This is a genomic window from Caballeronia sp. LZ065 (assembly GCF_031450975.1).
Taxonomy (GTDB): Bacteria; Pseudomonadota; Gammaproteobacteria; order Burkholderiales; family Burkholderiaceae; genus Caballeronia.
Genome location: NZ_JARUXV010000002.1, coordinates 1208783 through 1232489, shown reverse-complemented (window position 1 = coordinate 1232489; position 23707 = coordinate 1208783). Strand labels below are relative to the sequence as shown.

Sequence of the window (23707 nt, the reverse complement as noted above, 5' to 3'; positions counted from 1 at the left end):
ATAAATAGCGATTTGTGGCTGATCCGTCTCGCCAAAGCATACTATTCTGCCTACTCCGAAACACATCACGGAGAAAATATTCCATGGCATCCACCCAGAAAACCTTGCTCATCACGGGCGTCAGCAGCGGCTTCGGCCGGGCGCTCGCACTGGAGGCGCTGGCGGCGGGACACAAGGTCGTCGGTACCGTGAGAAGTGAAGAAGCGAAGCGTGAATTCGAGGCTTTGTCCTCGAATCACAGCGCCTTCGCGCGCGTGCTGGACGTGACCGACTTCGACGCCATCGAGCCTGCCGTCGCGGAGATCGAGCGCACCATCGGACCCGTCGATGTCCTCGTGAACAACGCCGGCTATGGTCACGAAGGCGTCATGGAGGAATCGCCCCTGTCGGAGATGCGCAAGCAGTTCGACGTGAACGTGTTCGGCGCGGTCGCGATGATGAAGGCCGTCCTGCCCTTCATGCGTGAACGTCGGCGAGGCCACATCCTGAACATCACGTCGATGGGCGGCTTCATTACCATGCCCGGCATCACCTACTACTGCGGCAGCAAGTTCGCTCTTGAAGGCATTTCCGAAGCGCTCGGTAAGGAAGTCGCGTCGTTCGGCATCGCCGTGACCGCCGTGGCGCCCGGTTCATTCCGCACGGACTGGGCGGGCCGCTCGATGCGTCGCACGCCGCGTTCCATCGCGGATTACGACGCGGTCTTCGATCCGATCCGCCAGGCGCGCGAGGAGAAGAGCGGCAAGCAACTGGGCGATCCGCGCAAGGCGGCGCAGGCGATGCTCACTGCCATCGCGTCGGACCATCCGCCTGCGCATCTTCTGCTCGGCAGCGATGCGCTCGGGCTGGTGAGAGGCAAGCTGACCGCCATGGAAAGCGAGTTGCGGGAGTGGGAAACCGTGACGGTCTCCACCGACGGCTAAGGCAAGCTGCTGCACCTGCCCGGCAAGAGAAATAAAAAATAATCCGGGCACGCCACAATATCTCCGTCCCCGAAACGTCATCACGGGTATGGAAACGCCGCACACCCCGAGCCCACTGCCGGAACAGGATCTTGAAATCGCAGCTGCCGTCGCCCGTGAGCGGCCGCGGCTGCGCAATTTCATTCGCCGGCGCGTGATCGATCAGGACGACGCCGAGGACATTCTTCAGGACGTGTTCGAAGAACTGGTCGAGGCCTACCGGCTGACGGATCCGATCGAGCAGATGGGCGCATGGCTGTTCCGTGTCGCGCGCAACCGGATCATCGACCGGTTTCGCAAGAAGAAGGAAACGCGGCTTTCCATCGACGAGAACGAGACCGACGAAGACTATCGGCTGGATCTCGAGTTGCCATCGCCCGAAGCGGGCCCCGAGGCCGCATACGAACGCGCGGCGCTGCTTGCCGCGCTACAGGCCGCGCTCGACGAACTGCCGCCCAATCAACGCGATGTCTTCATCGCCCATGAACTCGACGGCCGCAGCTTCAAGGACATCGCGGCCGCGACGGGTATCGGCATCAACACGCTATTGGCGCGCAAGCGTTACGCGGTCCTGCATCTGCGCAACCGCTTGCAGGCGTCCCATGACGATTTCGAATCTTGAACGGAAGGAGAGAAGACATGATGTTTCGCCGCAAGTTTTTCGCCAAGGCAGTGCTGCTCGTGTTTGTCATCGCGGCGGTGGGCTGGGTGGTCATGCAACTGTGGAACTGGATCGTGCCGGGGCTTTTCGTCGATGCCCGGATGATCGACTATCCGCGCGCACTGGGCCTGCTGGTGCTGTGCCGCATTCTGTTCGGCGGCTTCCGGGCACGCGGCGGACACGGCGGCTGCCGCGGAGGCCGGCACTGGCAACGCTGGCAGCGCATGACGCCCGAGGAACGCGAGCAACTGCGCGACAAGATGAGCGCCGCTGCGCGCGGCAATCCTGGCAATCCGGAAAGCGGCCTGTGAATCCGTGCCTCGATAGATTGATACCATCGGCTCATTCACACACCGTTCCCGAACATGTCATCTGCTGAAGCTTCTACCCGCCGTCTAAGTCCGCTCTTCGCGCTCGGTCCGTTCCTGCGCCCTTATGCCGGGCGCTGGGCGCTCGCGTTCCTGGCGCTGCTGACCTCGGCGGGCGCGACGCTCGCCTTGCCGATGGCCTTCCGGTATCTGATCGACCGCGGTTTCGCGAGCGGCAGCCGCGCGCACATCGATCGCTATTTCATCGCGCTGTTCATCGTCTCGCTGATCCTCGCGGGCGCCACGGCGTTGCGCTTCTACTGGGTGTCATGGCTCGGCGAACGCGTAACCGCCGACCTGCGCCGCGCGGTCTATGACCACATCATGCGCATGAGCCCGCAGTTCTTCGAGTTCACGCAGACGGGCGAAGTCCTCTCGCGCCTCACCACCGATACCACGCTGATCCAGACGGTCGTCGGCACCAGTCTCTCGCTCGGCTTGCGCAACGCGCTGCTGGCTGCGGGCGGCATCGGCATGCTGGTGCTGACGAGCCCGGTGTTGTCCGGCTACATCATTGCCGTGCTGATCGTGGTGGTCGCGCCGATCGTGCTCTTCGGACGGCGCGTGCGCCGGCTCTCGCGCGCCAGTCAGGACACGGTCGCGAACGCGAGCGCGCTGGCCGGCGAAGTGCTCAACGCGATGCCGACCGTGCAGTCCTACACGCAGGAGACATACGAGTCGAAGCGCTTCGGCGCGGCCGTGGAACGGGCTTTCCAGACCGCGCTGGCCCGTATCCGCGCGCGCGCCGCGCTGACGGCCGTGGTCATCGTGTTCGTCTTCGCGGCCATCGTGTTCGTGCTCTGGCTCGGCGCGCAGGCGGTGCTGGCGGGGCAAATGTCGGCGGGACAGTTGTCGCAGTTCATTCTCTATGCGGTGTTCACGGCGGGCGCGGTCGGCACGCTGGCCGAAGTCTGGGGCGATCTCCAGCGCGCCGCCGGCGCCACCGACCGGCTCATGCAACTGCTCGCGGCACGCTCGCCAGTGACGGAGCCATCCACGCCCGTACCGATGCCGTCCAACGGCGAAGGCATTCGTTTCGATCAGGTGGGCTTCTCGTATCCGTCGCGTCCGGGCATCGAGGCGCTGTCATCGTTTTCGCTTGCGGTGCGTCCCGGTGAACACGTCGCGCTGGTCGGGCCGTCCGGCGCGGGCAAGACGACACTGTTCCAGTTGCTGCTGCGCTTCTACGATCCACAATCCGGCAGCATCTCGATCAACGGCGTGCCGACGCGCCATCTGTCGCTCGGCGCGTTGCGGCAGTCGATCGGCGTCGTGCTGCAGGATTCGGTCATCTTCTCGGGCAGCGTGCTCGACAACATTCGCTACGGCATGCCCGACGCATCGCCCGCGCAGGTGCGTCGCGCGGCGGAAATGGCGGCTGCGGCGGACTTCATCGAGCAGCTTCCGGAAGGTTATGACACCTTCCTCGGCGAGCGCGGCGTGCGGCTCTCGGGCGGACAGCGGCAGCGTATTGCCATTGCGCGCGCCATTCTGCGCAATCCGCCCATCCTGCTGCTCGACGAAGCCACCAGCGCCCTCGACGCCGCCAGCGAGCGCCTCGTGCAAACCGCCCTCGACAACGCGGCGCAGAACCGCACGACGCTGGTCATCGCGCATCGGCTCGCCACCGTGCAACAGGCCGACCGGATCGTGGTGCTGGAGCACGGCCGGATCGTCGCGCAGGGACGTCACGCTGAACTGTTGCGCGACTCGCCCTTGTACGCCCAACTCGCGGCGCTCCAGTTTGGTGCAATGGCCGCCAGCGATGCCGTTTAGAACTTTCCGCTAAAACTCTGCTTATCGCGTCTCAAGTTTCTCCTGACAGGGCCGTAATGTCTGAAAATACTTTTCAGCAGGCACTTAAGGGGATACATGTTTTCGACCATTCGTTCGCGCGTCGTCTCGGCCAGCATTGCTGTGCTGGTGATCGCGCTCATTGCCAACGCCGCGCTCAGCTATACAGTCGCGCGCTCCTATAACAACAAGACGATCAGCGAGAACCTGTCCGCCGTGGCGAGCGGCCATGTCAGCGGGATCGGCGAATGGATTGCGTCGAAGAAGCAGATGATCGTGTCGATCCAGGATGCCGCGCTCTCGCCGGATCCGGTGCCGGTCTTCAAGCAGATTGCGTCGGCGGGCAATTTCGTCAACGTGCTCGCGGGCTATGAGGACAAGACTTCGCTCTTCTCCGAGCCCACCAAGCTCCCGCCCGACTATGATCCGCGCACGCGCCCCTGGTACACGGCGGCTGTCAGCGCCGGCGGCCCGGTGGTCACGGCGCCGTACATGGATGTGTCGACGGGCAAGCTGATCGTCGCGTTCACGCAGGCGCTGAAGCGCGACGGCAAGCTCGCGGGTGTAGTGTCGGGCGCAGTGGCGATGGACTCGGTCATCGACAACGTGCTCTCCGTGCATCCGACGCCCGCCAGCTTTGCCGTGCTCGTGGACGGCAAGGGCTCGATCGTCGCGCATGCGGATCGCAAGCTGACCGGCAAGCCGCTCACGGACCTGTTCCCGGACCTGTCCGGCACGGCGTTGAAGAACCTGGTCGGCGCAGCGGAGCCGCTCGATACCCACGCCGGCACGCAGGACGTGCTCGCGCATGCCCGCGCTGTGCCCGGCACGGACTGGACCCTGATCATCGCGCTCGACAAGGCCGAGGCCACTGCCGGCATGCGCTCGATGATCCTCACCTCCGCCATCGCTTTGTTCGTGGTCATTGCGCTGGGCGCGCTGGTCGTCGGACTGGTGACGTCGATTGCGCTCAAGCGGCTCTCGTCGATTCGCGACGCGATGGATTCGATCGGCTCAGGCACGGGTGATCTCACACAACGGCTGCCCGCCGACGGCAATGACGAAGTCGCGCAGATCGCGCGCGCCTTCAACACCTTCATCAAGAAGCTGCATGACGTGATGACGCGCGTACGGGATTCGAGCGAATCGGTGCGGCTTGCATCGAGCGAGATCGCGGCGGGCAATCAGGACTTGTCGGGCCGCACGGAATCGGCGGCGGCGAGCTTGCAGCAGACGGCGGCGTCGGTCGAGGAAATCAGCTCGACCATCGCGCACTCCACCAAGGCCGCCAATCAGGCCAACGTGACGGCGGCATCGGCAGCGGCGACGGCATCGGCGGGCGGTCAGGTGGTTGGCGAGGCGATCACCATGATGACCGAGATCGAGGACTCGTCGAACCAGATTGGGTCCATTATCGGCGTGATCGATGCCATTGCCTTCCAGACCAACATCCTTGCGTTGAACGCGGCCGTCGAGGCGGCGCGTGCCGGCGAACAAGGACGCGGCTTCGCGGTGGTGGCGTCGGAAGTGCGCGGGCTTGCTGCGCGCAGCGCGCAGGCGGCGAAGGAGATCAAGAGCCTCGTGACGTCGACGGTCGATGCAGTCGCGTCCGGTTCGCAACAGGTCCGCAGCGCGGGCGAGACGATGAACGAGATTGTCGGCAGCGTGGCGAATGTCTCGACCATCATGGCGGAAATCACCGACGCGGCGAACGAGCAGACGCGCGGTATCCAGGAAGTGAACAAGGCCGTGTCCCAGCTCGATCAGATGGTTCAGCAGAACGCTGCGCTGGTTGAGCAATCGGCTGCGGCTGCTTCGGCCTTGCAAACGCAGGCGATGGAACTGGCCATGGCGGTCAGTGAGTTCAAGCTGTCATAGCATTGCGTGCGACGCGTGGCATGCCGGTTGCGTGAGTCCGGCTCATGACCCTCTGAAACCACTATCAGGAGCATGAGCCATGACTACACTGAACCTGGAACAAGTTGCGCAAAAAATGGCTGAGATCGACTTCGCGATGCTCTCCACGCGCGCGCTGAACGGCAACATCGCCGTCCGGCCGATGAGCAATAACCGCGATGTCCGCTTCGACGGCGACAGTTATTACTTCACGTCCGAAGAGACGCACATGGTGAAGGAGATCAAGGCGGAGGCGAAGGTTGCGCTGTCCTTCACCGGCGCGCCGGGCGCGGGCGGAAAGCCGCAGTTGTTCGTGGCCGTGGAAGGCAATGCCGAACTGATCCGCGAGAAGCCCGCAATGAAGGAGCACTGGAACGCCGACATCGCGAAGTGGTTCTCGGACGGCTTTGCCACGCCGGGTATCGTACTTATCAAGGTGAGCGCCGAGCGCGTTCATTACTGGCTCGGCGAGGAAGACGGCGAGATCGTGCTGTAATGCTTCAACGAACGCGCCATCTTCACGATGGCGCGTTCGTTGTGTAGCGCATGTTCAAGGCGTCAGGCGCTTCACCACTTCTCCTTGCGCATCGAGAATCACGTTCGGGCGCGGCGCGTCGGCGGTGTCGCTCACGTCGTACACGATGCGCGCATGGTCCGTGGTGGTGGGCGCGATGAGCGTCGCCATGACATCCGCAGCGGTGGCATGCAGGGTCTCGAATGCCTCGGTTGCATAGTTCAGCGCATGGCTCGGCCAGCGGGCCAACAGGGGAGACTGGTAAGCCTCGCCGGCAAGTGCCGTGTCGATCGTCTTCCGGTTGAGTTCACTGAACTGCCGGAGCGCGTCGTTCATCGTCAGTGTCAGGCGAAGACAGGTCTCGACGTTGGCGCGTACGAAGTCGAAGCCCGGCGGGGTAAGCGTAGGTGACAGCATGGTGACTCCTGAATGAAGTTCGATGAAGGATGCCTCGGAGGCGGCACGCGCCTCCGAGGACGCGCACTCTCACACCTTGTTGGCCTTGCCCGAGCCCAGATCCGCACCGGTAGTCGGATCCGCCGCCGGGTCCGATGCCGTGCGCGACGCCATCGCCTGAAGCGTCTCGACGTCCTGCTCCGAGACGTTCACGGTTGCCAGTCCATCGCCGCCATCTACGGCCGGTTGCGGGTCTTCGATGAAGCGCCAGTCGCCGCCTTCATTCCACGGACCGCGCATGTCTTCGCCTTTGGACATGTTGAAGTAGACGCTCGTGAACTCCGGATCGCCGGGCAACTTGCCTTGCGGGAAGTTCGGCTGGATGGAATGCAGCGCCTTCTCGAAGGACTTCTGGTGCGCGATTTCACGCGTCATCAGAAAGCCCAGCGCCTCCTTGATGCCGGGATCGTCGGTCACGTTGATGAGGCGTTCATAGACGATCTTCGCGCGCGCCTCGGCGGCGATGTTGGAGCGCAGGTCGGCGGTCGGCTCACCGATGGTGTCGATATATGCCGAGGTCCAGGGCACGCCCGCCGAGTTAGTCAACGGCGCGCCGCCGCCATACAGAATCGATGTGATATGCGAGTCATTGCCTGCGCCGGTCAGCGAGCGATACATCTCCGCCTCGGACTGGACGCCCTCGGCCAACTGGCCCTTGGCGCCCTTGTTCAGCATGGCGACGATCGAACCGATCACTTCAAGATGGCTGAGCTCTTCGGTGGCGATATCGAACAGCAGATCCTTGCGGCCCGGATCGTCTTCGGCCACGGCCTGGGTGAAGTAGCGGCAGGCGGCAGCGAGTTCGCCTTGCGGCCCGCCGAATTGCTCGAGCAGCAGATTGGCCAGCCCCGGATTCGGGGATGCGACGCGAACCGTATATTGCAAGCGCTTGTTATGCACGAACATGGCGAAAGCTCCTTATCGTAGGGACGAGCACAGTCCTTGCACGGACTGCGCAAATGTCGAAAGTAAAAATTGGATGCTCGAAAAAAGGACTGAGAGGAGCGCCGTGGCGTCACTTGCAGTCGTGCTTTCCGAGTCTCAGCGCAACGAATGTGCGCTGGCTTGATGCGGCGTGCCGCAGGTCAACGAAGATGAACCGAGCCTTGGATGATCGATGCCTCGGTTGCGTAGTCTGTCGAGCAATGGCTGTGCCCACGGTTCAAGCGAGCCCTGCGCCCGGCACACTCCGCAGACCAATGCGATCGGACGTGCACATGGAAAGAAGTACACGCTACACTTTGATCATCGCGCCTGATAACCCGAGGATTCAACTCAGCGCGCACCACACAATATCGATCCTCAAAGCTATCGCTTCGAATCCATGACAGACCCGAAACCTCCCCGCATTTCTACCGGCCTCACCGAGCTCGACGACATCCTGAACGGCGGCTGGCCTGCCAGCAGGCTCTATCTGGTTGAGGGCCGGCCGGGCTCGGGGAAGACGACGCTGGGTCTTCAGTTCCTGCGGGACGGCGTGGCCGCCGGGGAGACCGTGCTCTTCATCACGCTCTCGGAGACGTCTTCGGAACTGGACGAAGTCGCGGCCGCGCACGGCTGGTCGATGGACGGCATCACCGTCTTCGAGATGGAAGAGGCCGAACTGAAGCTCGGCATCGACGGCGATCAGAGCCTCCTGCATTCGTGGGAAATCGAACTCGGCGAGGTGATTCGCCACATCACGGAACATGTCGAGCGCGTCAAGCCGTCGCGCATCGTGTTCGACAGCTTGTCGGAGCTGCGTCTGCTCGCACAGGATCCGCTGCGCTTCCGGCGTCAGCTTCTGTCGCTCAAGCACTTCTTCAACAGCAACGCCGCCACTGTCCTGCTGATGGACGACATGAGCGCGCGCGGCATGCATGACGTCGATCTGCACAGCCTCTGCCATGGCGTGGTGACGCTGGAGCGACTCACGCTCGATTTCGGCGTGGCGCGGCGGCGCCTGCAAGTGCAGAAGCTCAGGGGAAGCGCGTTCCGGGAAGGTTTTCACGATTTCGCGATCCGCGAGGGCGGGCTGCAAATTTTTCCGCGCCTGGTTGCACTGGAACATCACACGGAATTCGTCGGGGACGTCCTGCCGAGTGGCTCTGCGGCGCTCGATGCGTTGCTGGGCGGCGGCCCGCTGCGCGGCACGAGCACGCTGATCACGGGCCCCGCCGGAACCGGCAAGACCACGATGTCCTTGCAATATGCGGCGCAGGCGTGCTCACGCGGCGAGCGCTGCATCATCTACGAATTCGACGAACGTATCGGCACGTTGCTCGTGCGGTCGAGGGGCGTCGGAATCGACTTGCAACCGCATATCGATTCCGGCCTGCTGCACATCAGGCAGATCGACCCGTCCGAGATTTCGCCCGGCGAGTTCAACAGCCTCGTGCGTTCGGAAGTCACTCGCAACGATGCCCGGCTCATCATCATCGACAGCCTGAACGGCTATCTTGCCGCGATGCCGCAGGAACAGCAGCTCATCCTCCAGCTTCATGAGTTGCTGTCGTTCCTGAACCAGCAGGGCGTCGCGACCTTCCTCATCAACCCGCAGCAGGGGTTGATCGGGAACATGCATGGGGGTTCGCTCAACATCAGCTATATCGCCGACGCCGTGATCCTGCTGCGTTTCTTCGAAGCCGAAGGACGCGTGCGCAAGGCGCTCTCGGTGCTCAAGAACCGCGGCAATCTGCACGAGAGCACGATTCGCGAGCTGATCATCAGCGCGCGCGGCCTGGAACTGAGCGAACCGCTGACACGGTTCAACGGCGTGCTGAGCGGTACGCCCACGTACACAGGCGGCGCGGCTGCGCTTGGCAGGCAGCGCGATTCGAACCCGCCCGGCGGCGAGAACGGCGCTCCCCGGGAATGAAGGCTTTCTCGCGCCATATCGTCATCTTCGCCCGCTTCGGCCGCGACGCGCGGGTCGCCGAAATGCTGTTGCACAAGCGCGCGATCGCCACCACGACGGTGGACAGCTTCGACGCGCTCGTCGAGGCTATCGATCCCCACATCGGCGGCGTGCTGCTCACCGACGAATCGCTGTCCGGCGCGAATCTGTCTTCGCTGGAAGACAAGCTCCACGCACTGCCATCCTGGTCCGATGTGCCGTTCATCATCCTGACGCAGCGCAGCCGGTTCGAGCGTGTGCATCATCGGGGTCTGGCGGGAATGCTGCCCGCGCGCATGACCAATCTCGTCTTTATCGAGCGGCCGGCGAGCGCCCTTGCGTTGACGAGCGCTGTCGAGGCCGCGCTTGCCGGCCGCGAGCGACAGTTTCAGATTCGCGATGAACTGCGCGCGGCGGCGACGATGAACGAACGTCTGAGTGCAGCCGAGGAACGGCTGGCGCGCAGTCATGCCGAGCTTGAACGACAGGTTGAGGACCGTACTCATGAACTGCGCGAGACGAATCGCCGGCTCATGGAGGAAATTCAGGAGCGCACGCGCGCGGAAGAGGCCTTGGCGCACGCGCAGAAGATGGAAGCGGTCGGGCGGTTGACGGGCGGCATCGCGCATGACTTCAATAACCTGTTGATGGCGCTGGTCGCCAATCTCGAACTTGCGCGCCGGAAACTGGACCGCGATCACGCCGTGCTGCCATTGCTGAACAACGCGCTGCGCGTGACCGAACGCGGCTCGAAGCTATCCGGCCAGCTGCTTGCGTTTTCGCGCATCCAGAAGCTGGTCTTGCAGCCGGTGGACATCGATGCGCGCATGCGCGACCTCATGGACCTGGCGCGTCACTCGCTCGGCGTGTCCCATACGATCGAAGCGCACTTCGCGGCAGAGTCGCGCTTCGTGATTGCGGATTCGAACCAGATCGAACTCGCTATCCTCAATCTCGTGAACAACGCGCGCGACGCCATGCAGAGCGGCGGCGTCATCACGCTGTCCACGCGTACGCGCGTGCTGGACGACGCGGACACAGAGCTGCCGCGCGGCGAGTATGTCGAGATCAAGGTATCGGATACCGGCACGGGCATCAGCGAAGTGGCCCTGCACCGCATCTTCGATCCGTTCTTCACCACCAAGCCGGTGGGCAAGGGCACCGGGCTCGGGCTCGCGCAGGTCTGGGGCATCGCTCACCAGTGCGGCGGCACGGTCAAGGTCGAGAGCGAGTTCGGCAAGGGCGCTTCCTTTTCGATTCTGCTGCCCGTCGCCGGGTCGGGAAGCGAAGAGCCGGCCGGGACGCTGCCTGCATCGGACGGATTCGCGGCGGATGCTGCGGGCGCCGAAGGCACGTCCGTCCTGATCATCGATGACGACGACAACGTGCGCGAATCGCTCGTGGCCGGTCTGGAGATGGACGCGTTCGAAGTGCGCGATGCGCCCAGTGGCCGCGAAGGGCTTGCAATGATCGGCGAAGACTTCCCGAACGTGCTGGTCGTCGATTACGCCATGCCCGCGATGAACGGTGCGGAGGTGGCGCGGGCTGCGCAGAAGATCCGGCCCGGCTTGCCGATTGTGATGGTGACCGGCTATTCGGATACGGCGGCGCTGGATGGCGTGGCGAACGCCGAAGTGCTGCGCAAGCCGTTTTCGCTTGCGGAGCTGAGCGGGCATATCGCGAGGCTGCGGCGCTCGGCAGCGGGACCGTAATCGGGGCATCAGGGAGGAACCATGAGCGAAGACTGGCGAGCGTGGCAGGCGCGGGTGATCCGCGAGTTGAACGTGGCAGCAAGCTTCGACGTGGACAGTGAACGCGAGCGCCGCATCGGCTTCCTGTGCGACTACCTGATGTCGCACGGATTGCGGACTTACGTGTTGGGCATCAGCGGCGGGGTGGATTCATCGACGGCGGGGCGGCTCGCGCAACGGGCCGTCGAACGTCTGCGCGCGAAATCTTATGAAGCACGCTTCGTCGCGATAAGGCTGCCGTATGGCGTGCAGCGCGATGAAGACGACGCCCGGCTCGCGCTCGAATTCGTGCAGCCCGACGAGACGCTGGAAGTCAACATCCAGGGCGCATCGGACGAGATGCTGGCGGCGCTCGAACAGGGCGGCGCGCAGTACGCCGATGACTTCCAGAAGGACTTCGTGCTCGGCAACATCAAGGCGCGCCAGCGCATGATTGCGCAATACGCGATAGCCGGGGCGCGTAACGGTGTGGTGATCGGCACGGATCACGCCGCCGAATCGCTGATGGGCTTCTTCACCAAGTTCGGCGATGGCGGCGCGGACGTGCTGCCGCTCTCCGGTCTTACCAAGCGTCGTGTGCGGGCGCTGGCGATGTCGATGGGCGCTTCGGCGCAACTCGCGATGAAGGTGCCGACAGCCGATCTCGAAACGCTCACGCCGCAGCGTCCGGACGAGGACAGCTACGGCATCACCTACGAGAACATCGATGACTTCCTGGAGGGCAAGGAAGTCGCTGAAGAGATCCTGAAGACGATCCGCCGTTTTTACATGGCGACATGCCACAAGCGCGCTTTGCCGGTGGAAGTCGGCGCATAACCACTAATTCGACTTTCATGCCTCTGCCACCCATTGCACCTGAACTTTTCATCAAGCAGATCAACGAGCTTCTACCGGATAAACAAGGTTATACGCCGGACCTCGTCGTCTTCCTCACGCCGCGCGGATGCCAGGAGCCCCAAGCAACAGGATGGGACTGGCACCCTCACTCACCCGAGACAGACGCGGCCGTCAAACAGGCGTTCGAGGACATCCGGCATCTGCACGGGTTTTAAAAGCATCACGCCTGCGGCGGCTGTCCGTTGGAGGCGCTGAGCCCGCCATCCACAGGAAGATTCACGCCGGTGACAAAGCGTGCGTCGTTGCTTGCGAGAAAGGCGATGACGGCCGCGATATCTTCAGGCGTCGCCACGCGGCCGAGCGGAATGCGCTCCTTGAACTTCGCCATCAGCTTTTCATCACCGAGCATGTCTTGCGTCAGATCGGTCGCGGTCAGGCTCGGGCACACGGCATTCACCCGGACGCCGTCGCGGCCATGATCCATGGCAAGCGCGCGCGTGAAATTGGTCACGGCCCCCTTGGCCGCGTTGTAAAAGCTCATGCCCCAGTCGCCGCCCAGTCCCGATACCGACGACACATTGACGATGCAGCCCCGCGAGTCGATCAGATGCCGGATCGCCGCACGGCAGCAATAGAACACGCCGTCGAGATCGGTGGACATGACCGCGCGCCAGTCGTCGAGCGAGGCTTCGTCGATGCGGCCCGTCGGCGCCACGCCGGCGTTGTTGACAAGGACGTCGATGCCGCCGAAGCGGTCGATGGCCGCATCGATCAGTTGTTTTGCGTCGTCAGGCTTCGAGGCGTCGAAAGTGTGCACGAGCGTGCGTGCCGGATCGAGATCGTTCGCGAGGCGGTCAAGCTTCTCGCGCGTGCGCCCGGCCAGCACGACTGAAGCGCCTTCGCTGGCGAAGCGCCGCGCCGTGCCTTCGCCGATACCTGAACCGGCGCCCGTCACGATGACGGTTTTCGCTTCGAAGCGAGCGGTGTGGTTGAAGTCGTTCATGGCGGATGTGGAGGGATGGGTGATGGAGCTTGCGGTGCTGCAAGCGTCGTTCCACAGCCGGGTCGGGTGCAATAGCGAGTGAAGGTGACGCCTCAGCGCACTAAGCGCCCGACCGAACGTACACGAGGATGATCGAAAGCGTGACGAGCGAGGCCAGCGTGGTGAAGAGGATCGTGCGCGACGTCACCTGCGCTTCCCGTCGATAGAACTCCGCGAGCATGAATGGCCCCGTGCCCGTGGGCAAAGCGGCGAGCACGAGCGTCATGTTGACCATCGGCGTTGGCATCGAGAAGACGCGCGCGGCCAGCCACCATGCAAGCGCGGGTTGCAGGAGCAGCTTGGTGCCTGTCAGAAGCAGCGCGCTGCGTTGTGTGGCGACCGCGGCCCTGCGCTCGGCGAGAAACAGCCCAAGACTGACCAGCGCGCAGGGACTCGCGGCGCCGCTCAGGAGCTTGAGGAACGCGACCACGCTGTCGGGCAGCGCGACATGCGCGGCCGAGAACAAGACGCCCGCCAGCGGCGAGACGATCAACGGATTCTTGCCCAGCGAAACCAGCACTTTGCTCGCGAGCTTGTGCGGCCGCCGCTCGGCTTGCAGACTCAGTTCAATCAGCACGATCGCAATGGCGAACAACACGCACGCAATCAGGATGGTGGCGATGGTGGTCGGCGTCAGGCTCTCCGGGCCGAATGCCATGAGGCACAACGGAAAGCCCACGTAGCCGGTGTTCGGATAGGCGCCTGCGATGGCGTCGATGCTTGCGTCCGCGAGGTGCAGGCCGCCGATCATCCGGTAAGCGAGGATCAGCAGGAACGTCACGCCCCCGGCAATGCTGAATACCGCGATGAACGCAGGTTGATCGAGTTGCTTCCACGTGGCATGCGCCATCGTGTTGAACAACAGTGCAGGCAAGGCCAGCCAGACCACGAAGCGGTTGAGTTCGGATGCGGCAGTGGGGCCAAGCACGCCGCGCCTGCGGCAGACAAAGCCCGCCAGGATGAGCGCGAAGACGGGAAGCAGGATCCCAAGCGTCGAAAGCATGATGCAGTTATCGAGAAAGAAAGAACGAAACAAGGGTAATCCCTAGGGACGATACAATCCAATACCGTCTTCGACCCCCTTCGAAACCTTTTTTGCATCGATGATCGACTTCAAGCGTTTGCGCTACTTCGTGGTTCTCGCTGAGACGCGGCATTTCGGGCGGGCAGCGGCGCGGCTGCACCTGTCGCAGCCGCCGCTCAGCCGGCAGTTGATCGCGCTCGAAAAGGAACTGGGCGTGAGGCTGATCGAACGCGGGCCGCGCGGCGTGACGCTGACGGCCGCCGGTGAGCGCTTCTACGTCGATGCGAAAGCCGTGCTCGCCGCGCTGGAACAGGCGCAGACGAACTGCCGGGCGGCGGCGGCGGGCACGGCGGGCGCGTTGTCGCTGGGCTTCACGATGTGCGCCGCCTATAGCGTGGTGCCCGGTTATGCGCGCCGCTTCAGCGTGGCCTGTCCCGATGTCGATGTGAGTCTTCGCGAGGTCGTATCAAACGATCTGTCGCAACGGGTCGTCGATGGCAGTCTGGACGCGGCCATCATGTTTCCCGGCATCTTCGACAAGAGCCTGACGACCGAGACCATCTTCTCGGAGCCGTTGTGCGTGGCGCTGCCGCGCGGGCATCGGCTCGCGAAACAGCGGCGCATAAAGATCGCGCAGCTCGCGGAAGAAACCTTCGTGCTCGCCATGGAGGAGGTGGCGCCCAAGTTCAGAGCGGTCATCGATCAGCATTGCCGTTCGGGTGGGTTCGAGCCTGTCGTCGGCTTCGAGGTGCAATTGCAGCAGACCGTGCTGAGCCTCGTCAATGAGGAAGCGGGCGTGGCGCTCGTGCCGCGTTCGATGAGCAAGGCGAGGCTGGCCGGCGTCGTGTTCCGCGAACTCGTCGATGCGCCGTGCGTCGAGCAGGTGCTCGTGTGGTCGCGCGCAAACCGCAATCCCTGCCTGAAGCGGTTTATCGAGTTGGTGCAGGGGCAGGAGGTCTCTGCGGACTGACTTCGTGCGCGAGGGCCGCAACGCGCTCGCGGCAGTAGAATGATCGCCCCGCATTCGGCCGGTGCGGCCGCCACGTGCGTGTTGCCGTGCATGCCGCGCATGCGCCGAGCGCGGGACAGGTTCACGACCTATCCCATGCCCGAGGCTCCTCATCATGCTTGCCGCCATCGCCACTCTGCTCGTCTTCCAGTGTCTCGGAGAAGGGCTCGCCTATCTCTTCCACCTTCCCGTTCCCGGCCCCGTGGTCGGCATGCTGCTGTTGCTCGTCTGGATGACGCTGCGTCCCGCGCAAGCCGCCGCGCTCGAAGGCACCGCGCTCGAACTGCTTCGGCATCTGTCGCTGCTGTTCGTGCCGGCGGGCGTCGGCATCATGGTGTCGGCGGGCGCGCTGCGTGGCGATGTGCTGGCCGTCGTGCTCTCGGTTGCGATCAGCACTGCGCTGGCCATCACGGTTACCGCGCTCGTCATGCGCGCGATGCTGCGGCGTCAACGCCGTCTTTCCGGCCCGACAGGAGGACGCGCGTGATTCCGACTCCCCGTTTCGGCGCAATCTGGGTCTACCTCGCGGCTACGCCGCTGCTGGGACTCACCATTACGCTGCTCGCCTACCTGATCGCGCAGCGCATCTATGCTGCGTGCCGCTTCAATCCGCTTGCGAATCCGGTGCTCATTGCCGTGGCGATCGTCGTCGTCGTGCTGAAGACGAGTGCTACGCCCTACGACACCTACTTCGACGGCGCCCAGTTCGTGCACTTCCTGCTCGGACCCGCGACTGTTGCGCTGGCGCTGCCGCTCTATCGCCAGTTGCCGAATCTGAAGCGGCTGGCGATACCCATCGTCGTCAGTCTCGTGGCGGGTTCGTTGACGGCGATCGTCTCGGCGGTGGCGGTGGCGAAGCTGCTCGGCGCATCGCATCAGTCGATCGCTTCGCTCGCGCCCAAGTCGGCAACGACGCCCATCGCGATGGCGGTTGCGAAGGAGATAGGCGGCGTGCCTTCGTTGACGGCGGTGCTGGTCATCACGACGGGCGTGTTCGGCGCGGTGATTGCGCGAGGTCTGCTCAACCTGCTGCGCGTGACCGAGGTCGAGGCGCGCGGTTTCGCATTGGGCGTGGCATCGCATGGGATTGGCACGGCGCGCGCGTTTCAGGTCAGCGAGGAGATGGGCGCGTTCGCGGGACTCGGAATGGGATTGAACGGGATTCTGACGGCGTTCGTCGTGCCGGTGCTGTTGCCATTTCTGTCGCGGCTGATTTGAAGCGGGCAGGTCCGCGCGTTGCTTGATGTTGCGTGTCCCTGCTCCGGGACGTGACGGTGAGATGGCATTGGCCCGCGGTGTTTCAGCGGGCTTTTTTTGTGCAGGCAAGCGGGCGCGGTGCAGGCGACGTGGCATTCCCATTGCTGTTGCATCAGAACCAATGTGAATGTTCAATCGAGGAGACTCTCATGAAAACCAGCCCCGCCCTGATGACCTTGTGTGCTTCCGCGCTGATCGGCATGACGCCGCTCGCAGCCCTGGCACAAACGCAAGCCGCCAGCACCACGCAGGCAAACGATCTGCCGGAGGTCGACAAGGCGTTTGTCCAGGCCGCCAGCCAATCCAGTTCCACGGAGATCGATACCGCCAAGCTCGCTACGAAGCAATCGCAGGACAAGGACGTGAAGAACTTCGCGCATCACATGATGATCGACCATACAAAGCTGACCTTGCAGCTCAAGATGGCCGCGCCGCATGGCGTCGCGGTGCCGAAGGACAACTCGGATACCTCGGTGATCGATGCCCTCAAGCCGCTGAAGGGCAAGGAGTTCGACAAGATGTATGTCCAGAAGGTCGGCGTGGAAGGGCATGAGAAGGCCGTCGCTGCATTCCAGAAGGAAGCGCAGGAAGGCCAGAACGCGGATCTCAAGAAGGCCGCGCAAAAGGCGCTGCCCACGATCCAGAAGCATCTGAAGATGGCGCAGGACCTCGCGGCAACGAAGGGCATGCAGTAAGTCGGAGCCGTGAGGGTGACGCGTCGATGCTAGAGTCTTGATCGCCGCGTTCACCTCTTTCTCTTCGATGCCCAGCACGCCTTCATCTTCCGTTTCCACTGACGTCGCCGTCATCGGCGCAGGCATTGTGGGCCTCGCGGTCGCGCATCACGTGCGCAAGCGGGGCCGCAGCGTCACGCTGATCGATCGTGCCGAGCCCGCGTCGCAATGTTCGATGGGCAATGCCGGTGCGCTCTCTTATCATTCTGTCGCGCCGCTCGCCATGCCGGGCGTGCTGAAGAACGCCATGACGATGCTGCGTGACGAAGACGGCCCGCTCTGTCTCCCGCCGTCCTACTTGCCCCATGCAGCGGGCTGGCTTTGGCGCTTCGTGCGCTCGGCGGGCGAAAGCCGTGTGCGCGAGATTGCAGGCTCGCTGAGCGCATTCTTCGACAGGGCCGAAGCGGATCACCGTCAACTTGCGGAAGAGGTCGGTTATGCCGCCGGCCTGCGGACGACGGGGCAACTGCATCTCTACCGGTCGGATGCGCAATTGGCCAAGGACGCACTCGGCTGGGCGCTCAAGACCGAACATGGCGCGAAGCTCAAGCGTTTGTCGGGCGGCGAGATTCAGGAGACGGAGCCGGACGTTTCACCGGACTACACGCTGGGCCTGTTCGTGGAAAACGATCACTCGGTGCTCAACCCGCATGGCTATGCGCTGGCGATTGCACGCGCCCTCGTGCAGGCGGGCGCGAGTTTCAGCCGCACGGAAGTGAAGGCATTGCGTCCCGACGCGCAAGGCTGGGCGCTGACACTCGCGGACGATTCGACACTGTTCGCGCGTGATGTAGTCGTCGCAGCGGGCGCCTGGTCCACGCACTTGCTCGCACCGCTTGGCGTGCGTGTTCCGCTGGAATCGCAACGCGGCTATCACGTCCACGTACCGGAGAGCGGCACGCGCCTGTCCCGCACCATCGTGCTGACCGACCGCAAGGTGTTCATCACGCCGATGGACACCGGCCTGCGCATCGCGGGCACGGTGGAATTCGGCGGACTGGTGAAGGAAGCGAATCCGCGTCGCGCGGCGTTGCTGGCGCGGCATGCGAAGGAAGGCTTGCCGTCGCTCGATCTGCTCGGTGGATCGAGCACCTGGATGGGCCATCGGCCCTGCATGCCTGACTCGATGCCCGTGCTCGGCGCCGTGGCGCGTCACGCCGGGCTATGGCTCGCATGCGGTCACGGGCACCTCGGATTGACGGGTTCCGCGACCACCGGGCGTCTGCTGGCGAAGGCGATCCACGGCGAACCCGCGCCTGAACTCGATCCTTTCTCGATGTCGCGCTTCGCCGGCTGACCCTCAAGCATCAAGCATAAGGCGGCCCGCCGCCATCCACATACAACCGCGTCCCGGTGACGAAGCGCGCTTCATCCGACAACAGATAAGCAACCGCCGCCGCGACGTCTTCCGGCGTGCCGGGGCCATCGAGCGCGGTGAGGCGCGTGGGTTCTGTGTCGGTCTGTCCCGACGCCATCGACGCGAAACGCGGCGACTGGATCGGCCCCGGCGCGACGGCGTTGACGCGCACGCCATGCGGCCCGTACTTGCGCCCGAGTCCCTGCACGAGCAGATCGAGGGCTGCATTCACGCTCGAACCCGGAAAATGATTCGGCGGCGGCGCGATGCCGCCGCGCCCCGAGATCGCGACGATCGCCCCCTTGCCCTGCGCAATGAAGCGCGGCAGCGCAGCGCGTATGGGCCGCACGGAACCGAGCAGCTTCGCATCGATGACGCGTTGCCAGTCGGCGTCGGTGACGTCGAGGAAGTCGCCAAACGCGCCGACATTCGTGCTCAGCACAAGGCCGTCCAGACGCTGGAAGCGCTCTTCAATCTGCCTGAATGCTTCGCGCACGCGCGTATCGTCGGCGACATCGACCGACAAGGGCACGACGCGCGGCAAGTCGGCGAACAGCGTGTCGTCGACATGACGCGATGACGCCACCACATGCGCGCCCGCCTCAGCGAGCCGCCGCACGGTGGCCGCGCCGAGCGCGCCGAATGCGCCCGTGACCCAGTACACGCGCTCTTTGAAGTGTTCCTGATCCTGACTGGACATGGTTGAAGTCACCGTGGCTGAAAGCCTGCCATGGTGCTTCTTCACACAAGCCGAACCAACGGATGATTTCGCGAAAGCTTCCGAGCGTCGCGTGACAAAGTTATCCATCCGGCTTGCGATGCTTAATGCAGCCGCGACACGCTTTCCTTAGCAGACAAACTTGGTTGGTCCATGGCCCACGCCCTCCTAGTCTGTATGGCTCCGCATTCGTCGGCGCTGACCACTGGCCGCAGGCCCGCACATGACCACACATCTGCATTTCAACGCGTTCCACATGAATGCCCCGGCGCATTCGTGGGCCGGATTCTGGCGGCATCCGCGCGACCGCTCGCTCGAACACAACACGCTCGGCTACTGGGTCGAGCTGGCGCAGACCGCCGAGCGCGGCCTGTTCGACGGCGTGTTTCTCGCGGATGTCTTCGGCATCTACGATGTCTACGGCGGCGGCGTGGACGCCACGCTGTTCTCCGCCGCGCAATCGCCTTCACACGATCCGCTGCTGACCGTCCCCGCGATGGCGCATGCGACGAAGCACCTGGGCTTCGGCGTGACGGCCAACCTGACTTACGAGCATCCGTATCAGTTCGCGCGGCGTTTCTCGACGCTCGATCACCTGACCGGCGGACGCGCGGGATGGAACGTCGTCACGGGCTATCTGGAGAGCGCGGCGCGCGGTATGGGACTCGACAAGGCGCGCGAGCACGACGAACGCTATGCGGCCGGCGAGGACTTCCTGGAAGCCGCGTACAAGCTATGGGAAGGAAGCTGGCTGGAAGGCGCCGTGGTGCGCGACAAGCGCGCGGGCAAGCCTTATACGGACCCGTCGCGGATTCGCCGTGTGCAACATGAAGGGCCGTATTTCCGCGTCGATGGCTTCAATCTCGTCGAGCCCTCGCCGCAACGCACGCCGGTGCTGTATCAGGCCGGCGCGTCCGGACGCGGCAAGGCGTTCGCGGGCAAGCATGCCGAGTGCGTATTCCTCGAAGGCCAGACGCCTGCCATTGTCGCGGCTGCGGCGCGTGACATTCGCGCGCAAGCCGTCGAAGCCGGTCGCGCCGCCGACGACCTGCTGCTCTATCTCGGCGCGACCGTGGTGGTGGCGCGCACGTCGCAGGAAGCACGCGAACTGCACGCCGAATACGCGGAATACGTCGATACGCTCGGCCAGCTGGCGCTGGTGTCGGGATGGACCGGCATCGACTTCGCGGCCATGGACCTCGACGAACCGATCCGCTATGTGAAGAGCAACGCGCTGCAATCGACGGTCGAGAATCTGACGAAACGGGCCGGGCGGCCCATCACCCCGCGCGACATGACGCACTTCGATCAGACGGGCGGGCGCGGGCCGTTCATCGTCGGCAGTCCCGCCGAGGTGGCCGATCAGCTCATCGCCTGGGCCGATGAAACCGGCGTCGACGGCTTCAATCTGCGCCGTACCGTGATGCCGGAAAGCCTGCATGCCTTCGTCGATCTGGTGGTGCCCGAGTTGCAGAACCGGGGACGCTATCGCACGGCATACGCGGAAGGCACCTTGCGCGAAAAGCTGTTCGCGGGACGTGGGCCGCATCTGCGCGACACCCATCCGGGCGCGCGTTATCGCGCGATTTGAACGCGTCGCGCTGACAAGGATTCATCATGGCAACTGTCCAGCTGCATAACGTCGTTAAGCGCTATGACGGCGCACCCGTCGTCGATACGGTCTCGCTCGCCGTGCGCGACGGCGAATTCCTCACGCTGCTCGGCCCGAGCGGATGCGGCAAGACCACTTGCCTGCGCATGGTCGCCGGCTTCGTGCAGCCGGATGCGGGGTCGGTGCATATCGGCGGCGATGACGTGACGCGTGTGGCCGCGCACCGGCGCAACACGGGCATGGTGTTCCAGCAGTACGCGCTGTTTCCGCATCTGACGGTGGCGCAGAATCTCGCGTTCGGCCTGCGCATCCGCAAGCTGGCGAGCAAGGAGATCCGAGCGCGCGTGGCCGAGGCGCTCGCGCTGGTGCGACTGTCCGGCTATGCGGATCGCTATCCGGAGCAACTGTCGGGCGGACAGAAACAGCGCGTCGCGCTGGCGCGGGCGCTGGTCATCAATCCGCGCGTGCTGCTGCTCGACGAACCCCTCGGCGCGCTCGACCAGAAACTGCGCGAGGAATTGCAGGCCGAGATCAAGCGCATCCAGCGCGAAGTCGGCATCACGACGATCTTCGTCACGCACGATCAGAACGAAGCGCTCAGTCTTTCGGATCGCATTGTGGTGATGCGACAGGGAGTCATAGGCCAGATCGGTTCGCCGCAGGAACTCTATGACCGGCCGGTGGATCGCCATGTCGCGAGTTTCATCGGCAAGATCAATCTGCTCGAAGTCGCCGCGTCGCACGTGGATGCCGACGGCCTTTTGCATGTGCGCGCGAAGTCCTCTGAAACCTTTGAGGTCGATCTCGAAGGCCGCCCTGCGCCCCATCCTGGCGATCCGCTGCTGCTGGCGCTCAGGCCGGAACGCATCATCCTGGGCGAGGGCGCGGCGAATCGCGTGCAGGGCCGCGTCGAACTGGCGACCTATGCCGGCGACGGCTGGTATCTCGAAGTCCGCACGTCCGCGGGCGATCCGCTTATCGTGCGCACCACGGGCCGCGCCGCGCCCGCTCCCGGCGAGCATGTCGCGCTGGGCTGGGATCGCGCTGACGGCGTCCTGCTGCATGACGAGGTGCCCGCATGAGCGACGACACGCTGCTCGTCACAGCGGACCTCGGCCCTGCGGCGGCGCAACCCTCCCTCGAACGTCGGCGGCAGGCGGCCTATGGCGCGCTCGCCTTGCCGGGACTCGCGTTCCTCGGCGTGTTCTTCGTGGCGCCGCTCGGCTATCTGCTGGTGCTGTCGCTGCATGGCGGCGGCTCGCTGGGACGTGTTGATGAAGCCTGGACCCTCGCGAACTACGTGCGCTTCCTGTCGGACGCGTACTACCTGCACATCCTGCTCGATACGCTGGGCTTCGGCGCATTGACCGCGCTGATCTGCGCGGTGGGCGGCTTTCCGTTCAGCTACTGGCTCGCGCGCACGCACTCACGTTGGCGCACACCGATGCTCTTCGTCACCGTCCTGCCCCTGCTCATCAGCGCGGTGATCCGCAATCTCGGCTGGATTCCGGTGCTGACCGAACACGGCATGCTCAACAGCGTGCTGCTCGCGCTCGGCGTGATCAAAACGCCGCTCGAATGGATCTTCAACACCACCGGCGCGCTGATCGGCATGGTGCATGTGGAGTTTCCCTTCATGGTGCTGATGCTGACGGGCGCGATCCGCAAGATCGATCCGGCGCTCGAAGAGGCCGCCATCAATCTCGGCGCGACGCCCGCGCAAGCTTTCGCGCGCGTGGTGCTGCCACTGTGCCGGCCCGGACTCGCAGCGGGTGCGTCGATGGTCTTCATGGCCGCGATCAGCGCGCTGGTGACGCCGGGAATCCTCGGCGGGCATCGCGTGATGTTCATGGCGCTCTATATCGATCAAGAGATGCATAACGTGCTCAACTATCCGGTCGGCTCCACCGCCGCCATGCTCACGATGTTCGCCGCGCTCGCGTCGATGTGGCTCGCGCTGCGCGTGAGCGGAGCGCGCACATGAACGCCGTCGCTTCCTTTCTGCCGAAATGGCTGCTGCGTATCGCCATATTCGCGGTGCCGGTGTTCCTGCTGCTGCCGTTCGTCGGCATCGTCGGTGCATCGTTCTCGAAGAGCGGCGCGCTCGCGTTTCCGCCTAGCGACTGGACGCTCGCCTGGTATCGCGGCATCGCGCCCGGCTGGTACGACGCGCTGCGGTACAGCGTCTGGCTCGGCGCGGCGACTACGGCGCTTGCTACTGTGCTCGGCGTGCCCCTTGCGCTGTCGATCGTGCGCGGGCGCTTCGCGGGACGCGGCCTTGTCAATGCACTGTGTGTCGCGCCGCTTGGCGTGCCGACCATCGTCATCGCGGTGGCGGGCTTCAAGTTCTTCATGCTGGCCGCGCAGTTCCAGGACATCGGGCTGAACGGGACCACGGCCGCGATCGTGTGGATGCAGGCCGTCTTCACATTGCCGCTCGTGGTCCGCGCCGTGATCGCCAGCTTTGCGCACTACGACATCGCGCTCGACGAAGCCGCGCAAAACCTCGGCGCCACGCCGTGGCAAGTGTTCTGGCGCATTACAGCGCCGCTCATCGCGCCGGGTGTGATCGCAGGCATGTTGTTCGCGTTCGTCCTCTCTTTCGACGATGTCGTGGTCGCGTGGTTCATGGGCGATCCGAGCCGCCCGACTCTGCCCGTCAAGCTCTTCAACGCGATGGAAGTCGAGTTCGACAACGCCATCACCGCGCTGTCCACGCTGATCGTCGCCTTCTGGGCGGTGCTCGCGCTCGTGCTCAACCGCTTCTTCCGTCTCGAACGCCTGTTTTCCCGGCGCTGAGCGCGCTTCATCCATCCATCCGCTCATAAACGAAAGGCTCA

At 64.2% G+C, this 23707-nt stretch carries 23 protein-coding genes; 18 read left to right on the top strand and 5 right to left on the bottom strand.

Going from position 1 to position 23707, the window contains the following annotated elements; genetic code table 11:
- Positions 1-83 precede the first annotated feature (83 nt).
- From QCE63_RS19730 to QCE63_RS19705, 6 genes are all read left to right on the top strand, one after another.
- A complete protein-coding gene (locus QCE63_RS19730) occupies positions 84-923 on the top strand; it encodes an oxidoreductase (RefSeq protein ID WP_309835309.1) in 840 nt (279 codons plus the stop codon).
- 88 nt (positions 924-1011) lie between these two features.
- Positions 1012-1584: a sigma-70 family RNA polymerase sigma factor gene (locus QCE63_RS19725; protein ID WP_309835308.1), complete on the top strand. Its 573-nt coding sequence runs from the start codon at positions 1012-1014 to the stop codon at positions 1582-1584.
- A 17-nt stretch (positions 1585-1601) separates the two neighbouring features.
- Entirely contained in the window at positions 1602-1934 is a 333-nt protein-coding gene (locus QCE63_RS19720; RefSeq protein ID WP_309835307.1) for a hypothetical protein, read from the top strand.
- A 54-nt stretch (positions 1935-1988) separates the two neighbouring features.
- Positions 1989-3767 (top strand): ABC transporter transmembrane domain-containing protein, encoded by a 1779-nt coding sequence (locus QCE63_RS19715; RefSeq protein ID WP_309835306.1) that lies wholly within the window; start codon positions 1989-1991, stop codon positions 3765-3767.
- 96 nt (positions 3768-3863) lie between these two features.
- A complete protein-coding gene (locus QCE63_RS19710) occupies positions 3864-5663 on the top strand; it encodes a methyl-accepting chemotaxis protein (protein WP_309835305.1) in 1800 nt (599 codons plus the stop codon).
- 79 nt (positions 5664-5742) lie between these two features.
- The gene (locus tag QCE63_RS19705; protein ID WP_309835304.1) at positions 5743-6177 is read left to right on the top strand and encodes a pyridoxamine 5'-phosphate oxidase family protein; all 435 of its coding nucleotides are present in this window, start codon (positions 5743-5745) and stop codon (positions 6175-6177) included.
- 54 nt (positions 6178-6231) lie between these two features.
- Here QCE63_RS19705 and QCE63_RS19700 read toward each other — a convergent pair whose 3' ends face one another.
- Complete coding sequence (locus QCE63_RS19700) at positions 6232-6612, bottom strand: hypothetical protein (RefSeq protein WP_309835303.1); 381 nt, start codon at positions 6610-6612, stop codon at positions 6232-6234.
- A gap of 69 nt (positions 6613-6681) precedes the next feature.
- Positions 6682-7557 (bottom strand): manganese catalase family protein, encoded by an 876-nt coding sequence (locus QCE63_RS19695; RefSeq protein WP_309835302.1) that lies wholly within the window; start codon positions 7555-7557, stop codon positions 6682-6684.
- Positions 7558-7975: 418 nt separating this feature from the next.
- On the opposite strand from QCE63_RS19695, the gene QCE63_RS19690 reads away from it, so the two are divergent.
- The 3 genes from QCE63_RS19690 to nadE are packed head-to-tail and all read left to right on the top strand — an operon-like array spanning position 7976 to position 12093.
- A complete protein-coding gene (locus QCE63_RS19690; protein WP_309835299.1) occupies positions 7976-9508 on the top strand; it encodes an ATPase domain-containing protein in 1533 nt (510 codons plus the stop codon).
- A complete protein-coding gene (locus tag QCE63_RS19685) occupies positions 9505-11238 on the top strand; it encodes an ATP-binding protein (RefSeq protein WP_309835298.1) in 1734 nt (577 codons plus the stop codon). Before QCE63_RS19690 ends, QCE63_RS19685 begins: the two co-directional genes overlap by 4 nt.
- Before the next feature lie 21 nt (positions 11239-11259).
- A complete protein-coding gene (nadE, locus tag QCE63_RS19680) occupies positions 11260-12093 on the top strand; it encodes an ammonia-dependent NAD(+) synthetase (protein WP_309835297.1) in 834 nt (277 codons plus the stop codon).
- Between the two features lie 241 nt (positions 12094-12334).
- On the opposite strand, the gene QCE63_RS19675 is transcribed toward nadE, so the two are convergent.
- Together QCE63_RS19675 and QCE63_RS19670 are read right to left on the bottom strand one after the other, a co-directional pair.
- Positions 12335-13117: an SDR family oxidoreductase gene (locus QCE63_RS19675; protein WP_309835296.1), complete on the bottom strand. Its 783-nt coding sequence runs from the start codon at positions 13115-13117 to the stop codon at positions 12335-12337.
- A gap of 100 nt (positions 13118-13217) precedes the next feature.
- Positions 13218-14159 carry an AEC family transporter gene (locus QCE63_RS19670; RefSeq protein WP_309835294.1) on the bottom strand — a complete coding sequence of 314 codons (942 nt, stop codon included), beginning with the start codon at positions 14157-14159 and terminating at the stop codon, positions 13218-13220.
- A 100-nt stretch (positions 14160-14259) separates the two neighbouring features.
- Here QCE63_RS19670 and QCE63_RS19665 point away from each other — a divergent pair, with 100 nt between their 5' ends.
- The 5 genes from QCE63_RS19665 (at position 14260) to QCE63_RS19645 (ending at position 18477) form a co-directional block, all read left to right on the top strand.
- Positions 14260-15150: a LysR family transcriptional regulator gene (locus QCE63_RS19665; RefSeq protein WP_309835292.1), complete on the top strand. Its 891-nt coding sequence runs from the start codon at positions 14260-14262 to the stop codon at positions 15148-15150.
- A 154-nt stretch (positions 15151-15304) separates the two neighbouring features.
- Positions 15305-15676 carry a CidA/LrgA family protein gene (locus QCE63_RS19660; RefSeq protein WP_309835291.1) on the top strand — a complete coding sequence of 124 codons (372 nt, stop codon included), beginning with the start codon at positions 15305-15307 and terminating at the stop codon, positions 15674-15676.
- Entirely contained in the window at positions 15673-16407 is a 735-nt protein-coding gene (locus QCE63_RS19655; RefSeq protein WP_309835290.1) for an LrgB family protein, read from the top strand. Before QCE63_RS19660 ends, QCE63_RS19655 begins: the two co-directional genes overlap by 4 nt.
- Before the next feature lie 209 nt (positions 16408-16616).
- A complete protein-coding gene (locus QCE63_RS19650) occupies positions 16617-17141 on the top strand; it encodes a DUF4142 domain-containing protein (RefSeq protein ID WP_309835500.1) in 525 nt (174 codons plus the stop codon).
- Positions 17142-17178: 37 nt separating this feature from the next.
- The gene (locus QCE63_RS19645; RefSeq protein WP_309835288.1) at positions 17179-18477 is read left to right on the top strand and encodes an FAD-dependent oxidoreductase; all 1299 of its coding nucleotides are present in this window, start codon (positions 17179-17181) and stop codon (positions 18475-18477) included.
- A 10-nt stretch (positions 18478-18487) separates the two neighbouring features.
- Here QCE63_RS19645 and QCE63_RS19640 read toward each other — a convergent pair whose 3' ends face one another.
- Positions 18488-19237, bottom strand: a complete 750-nt coding sequence (locus QCE63_RS19640) for an SDR family oxidoreductase (protein WP_309835286.1) — start codon at positions 19235-19237, stop codon at positions 18488-18490.
- Between the two features lie 241 nt (positions 19238-19478).
- Between QCE63_RS19640 and QCE63_RS19635 the strand changes: the two genes are divergently transcribed.
- The 4 genes from QCE63_RS19635 to QCE63_RS19620 are packed head-to-tail and all read left to right on the top strand — an operon-like array spanning position 19479 to position 23666.
- The gene (locus QCE63_RS19635; protein WP_309835283.1) at positions 19479-20846 is read left to right on the top strand and encodes an LLM class flavin-dependent oxidoreductase; all 1368 of its coding nucleotides are present in this window, start codon (positions 19479-19481) and stop codon (positions 20844-20846) included.
- A 26-nt stretch (positions 20847-20872) separates the two neighbouring features.
- The gene (locus QCE63_RS19630) at positions 20873-21949 is read left to right on the top strand and encodes an ABC transporter ATP-binding protein (protein WP_309835281.1); all 1077 of its coding nucleotides are present in this window, start codon (positions 20873-20875) and stop codon (positions 21947-21949) included.
- Positions 21946-22851, top strand: coding sequence for an ABC transporter permease (locus tag QCE63_RS19625; RefSeq protein WP_309835279.1), 906 nt, complete (start codon positions 21946-21948; stop codon positions 22849-22851). The genes QCE63_RS19630 and QCE63_RS19625 overlap by 4 nt, the downstream gene beginning before the upstream one ends.
- Complete coding sequence (locus tag QCE63_RS19620; RefSeq protein ID WP_309835278.1) at positions 22848-23666, top strand: ABC transporter permease; 819 nt, start codon at positions 22848-22850, stop codon at positions 23664-23666. The genes QCE63_RS19625 and QCE63_RS19620 overlap by 4 nt, the downstream gene beginning before the upstream one ends.
- Positions 23667-23707 lie beyond the last annotated feature (41 nt).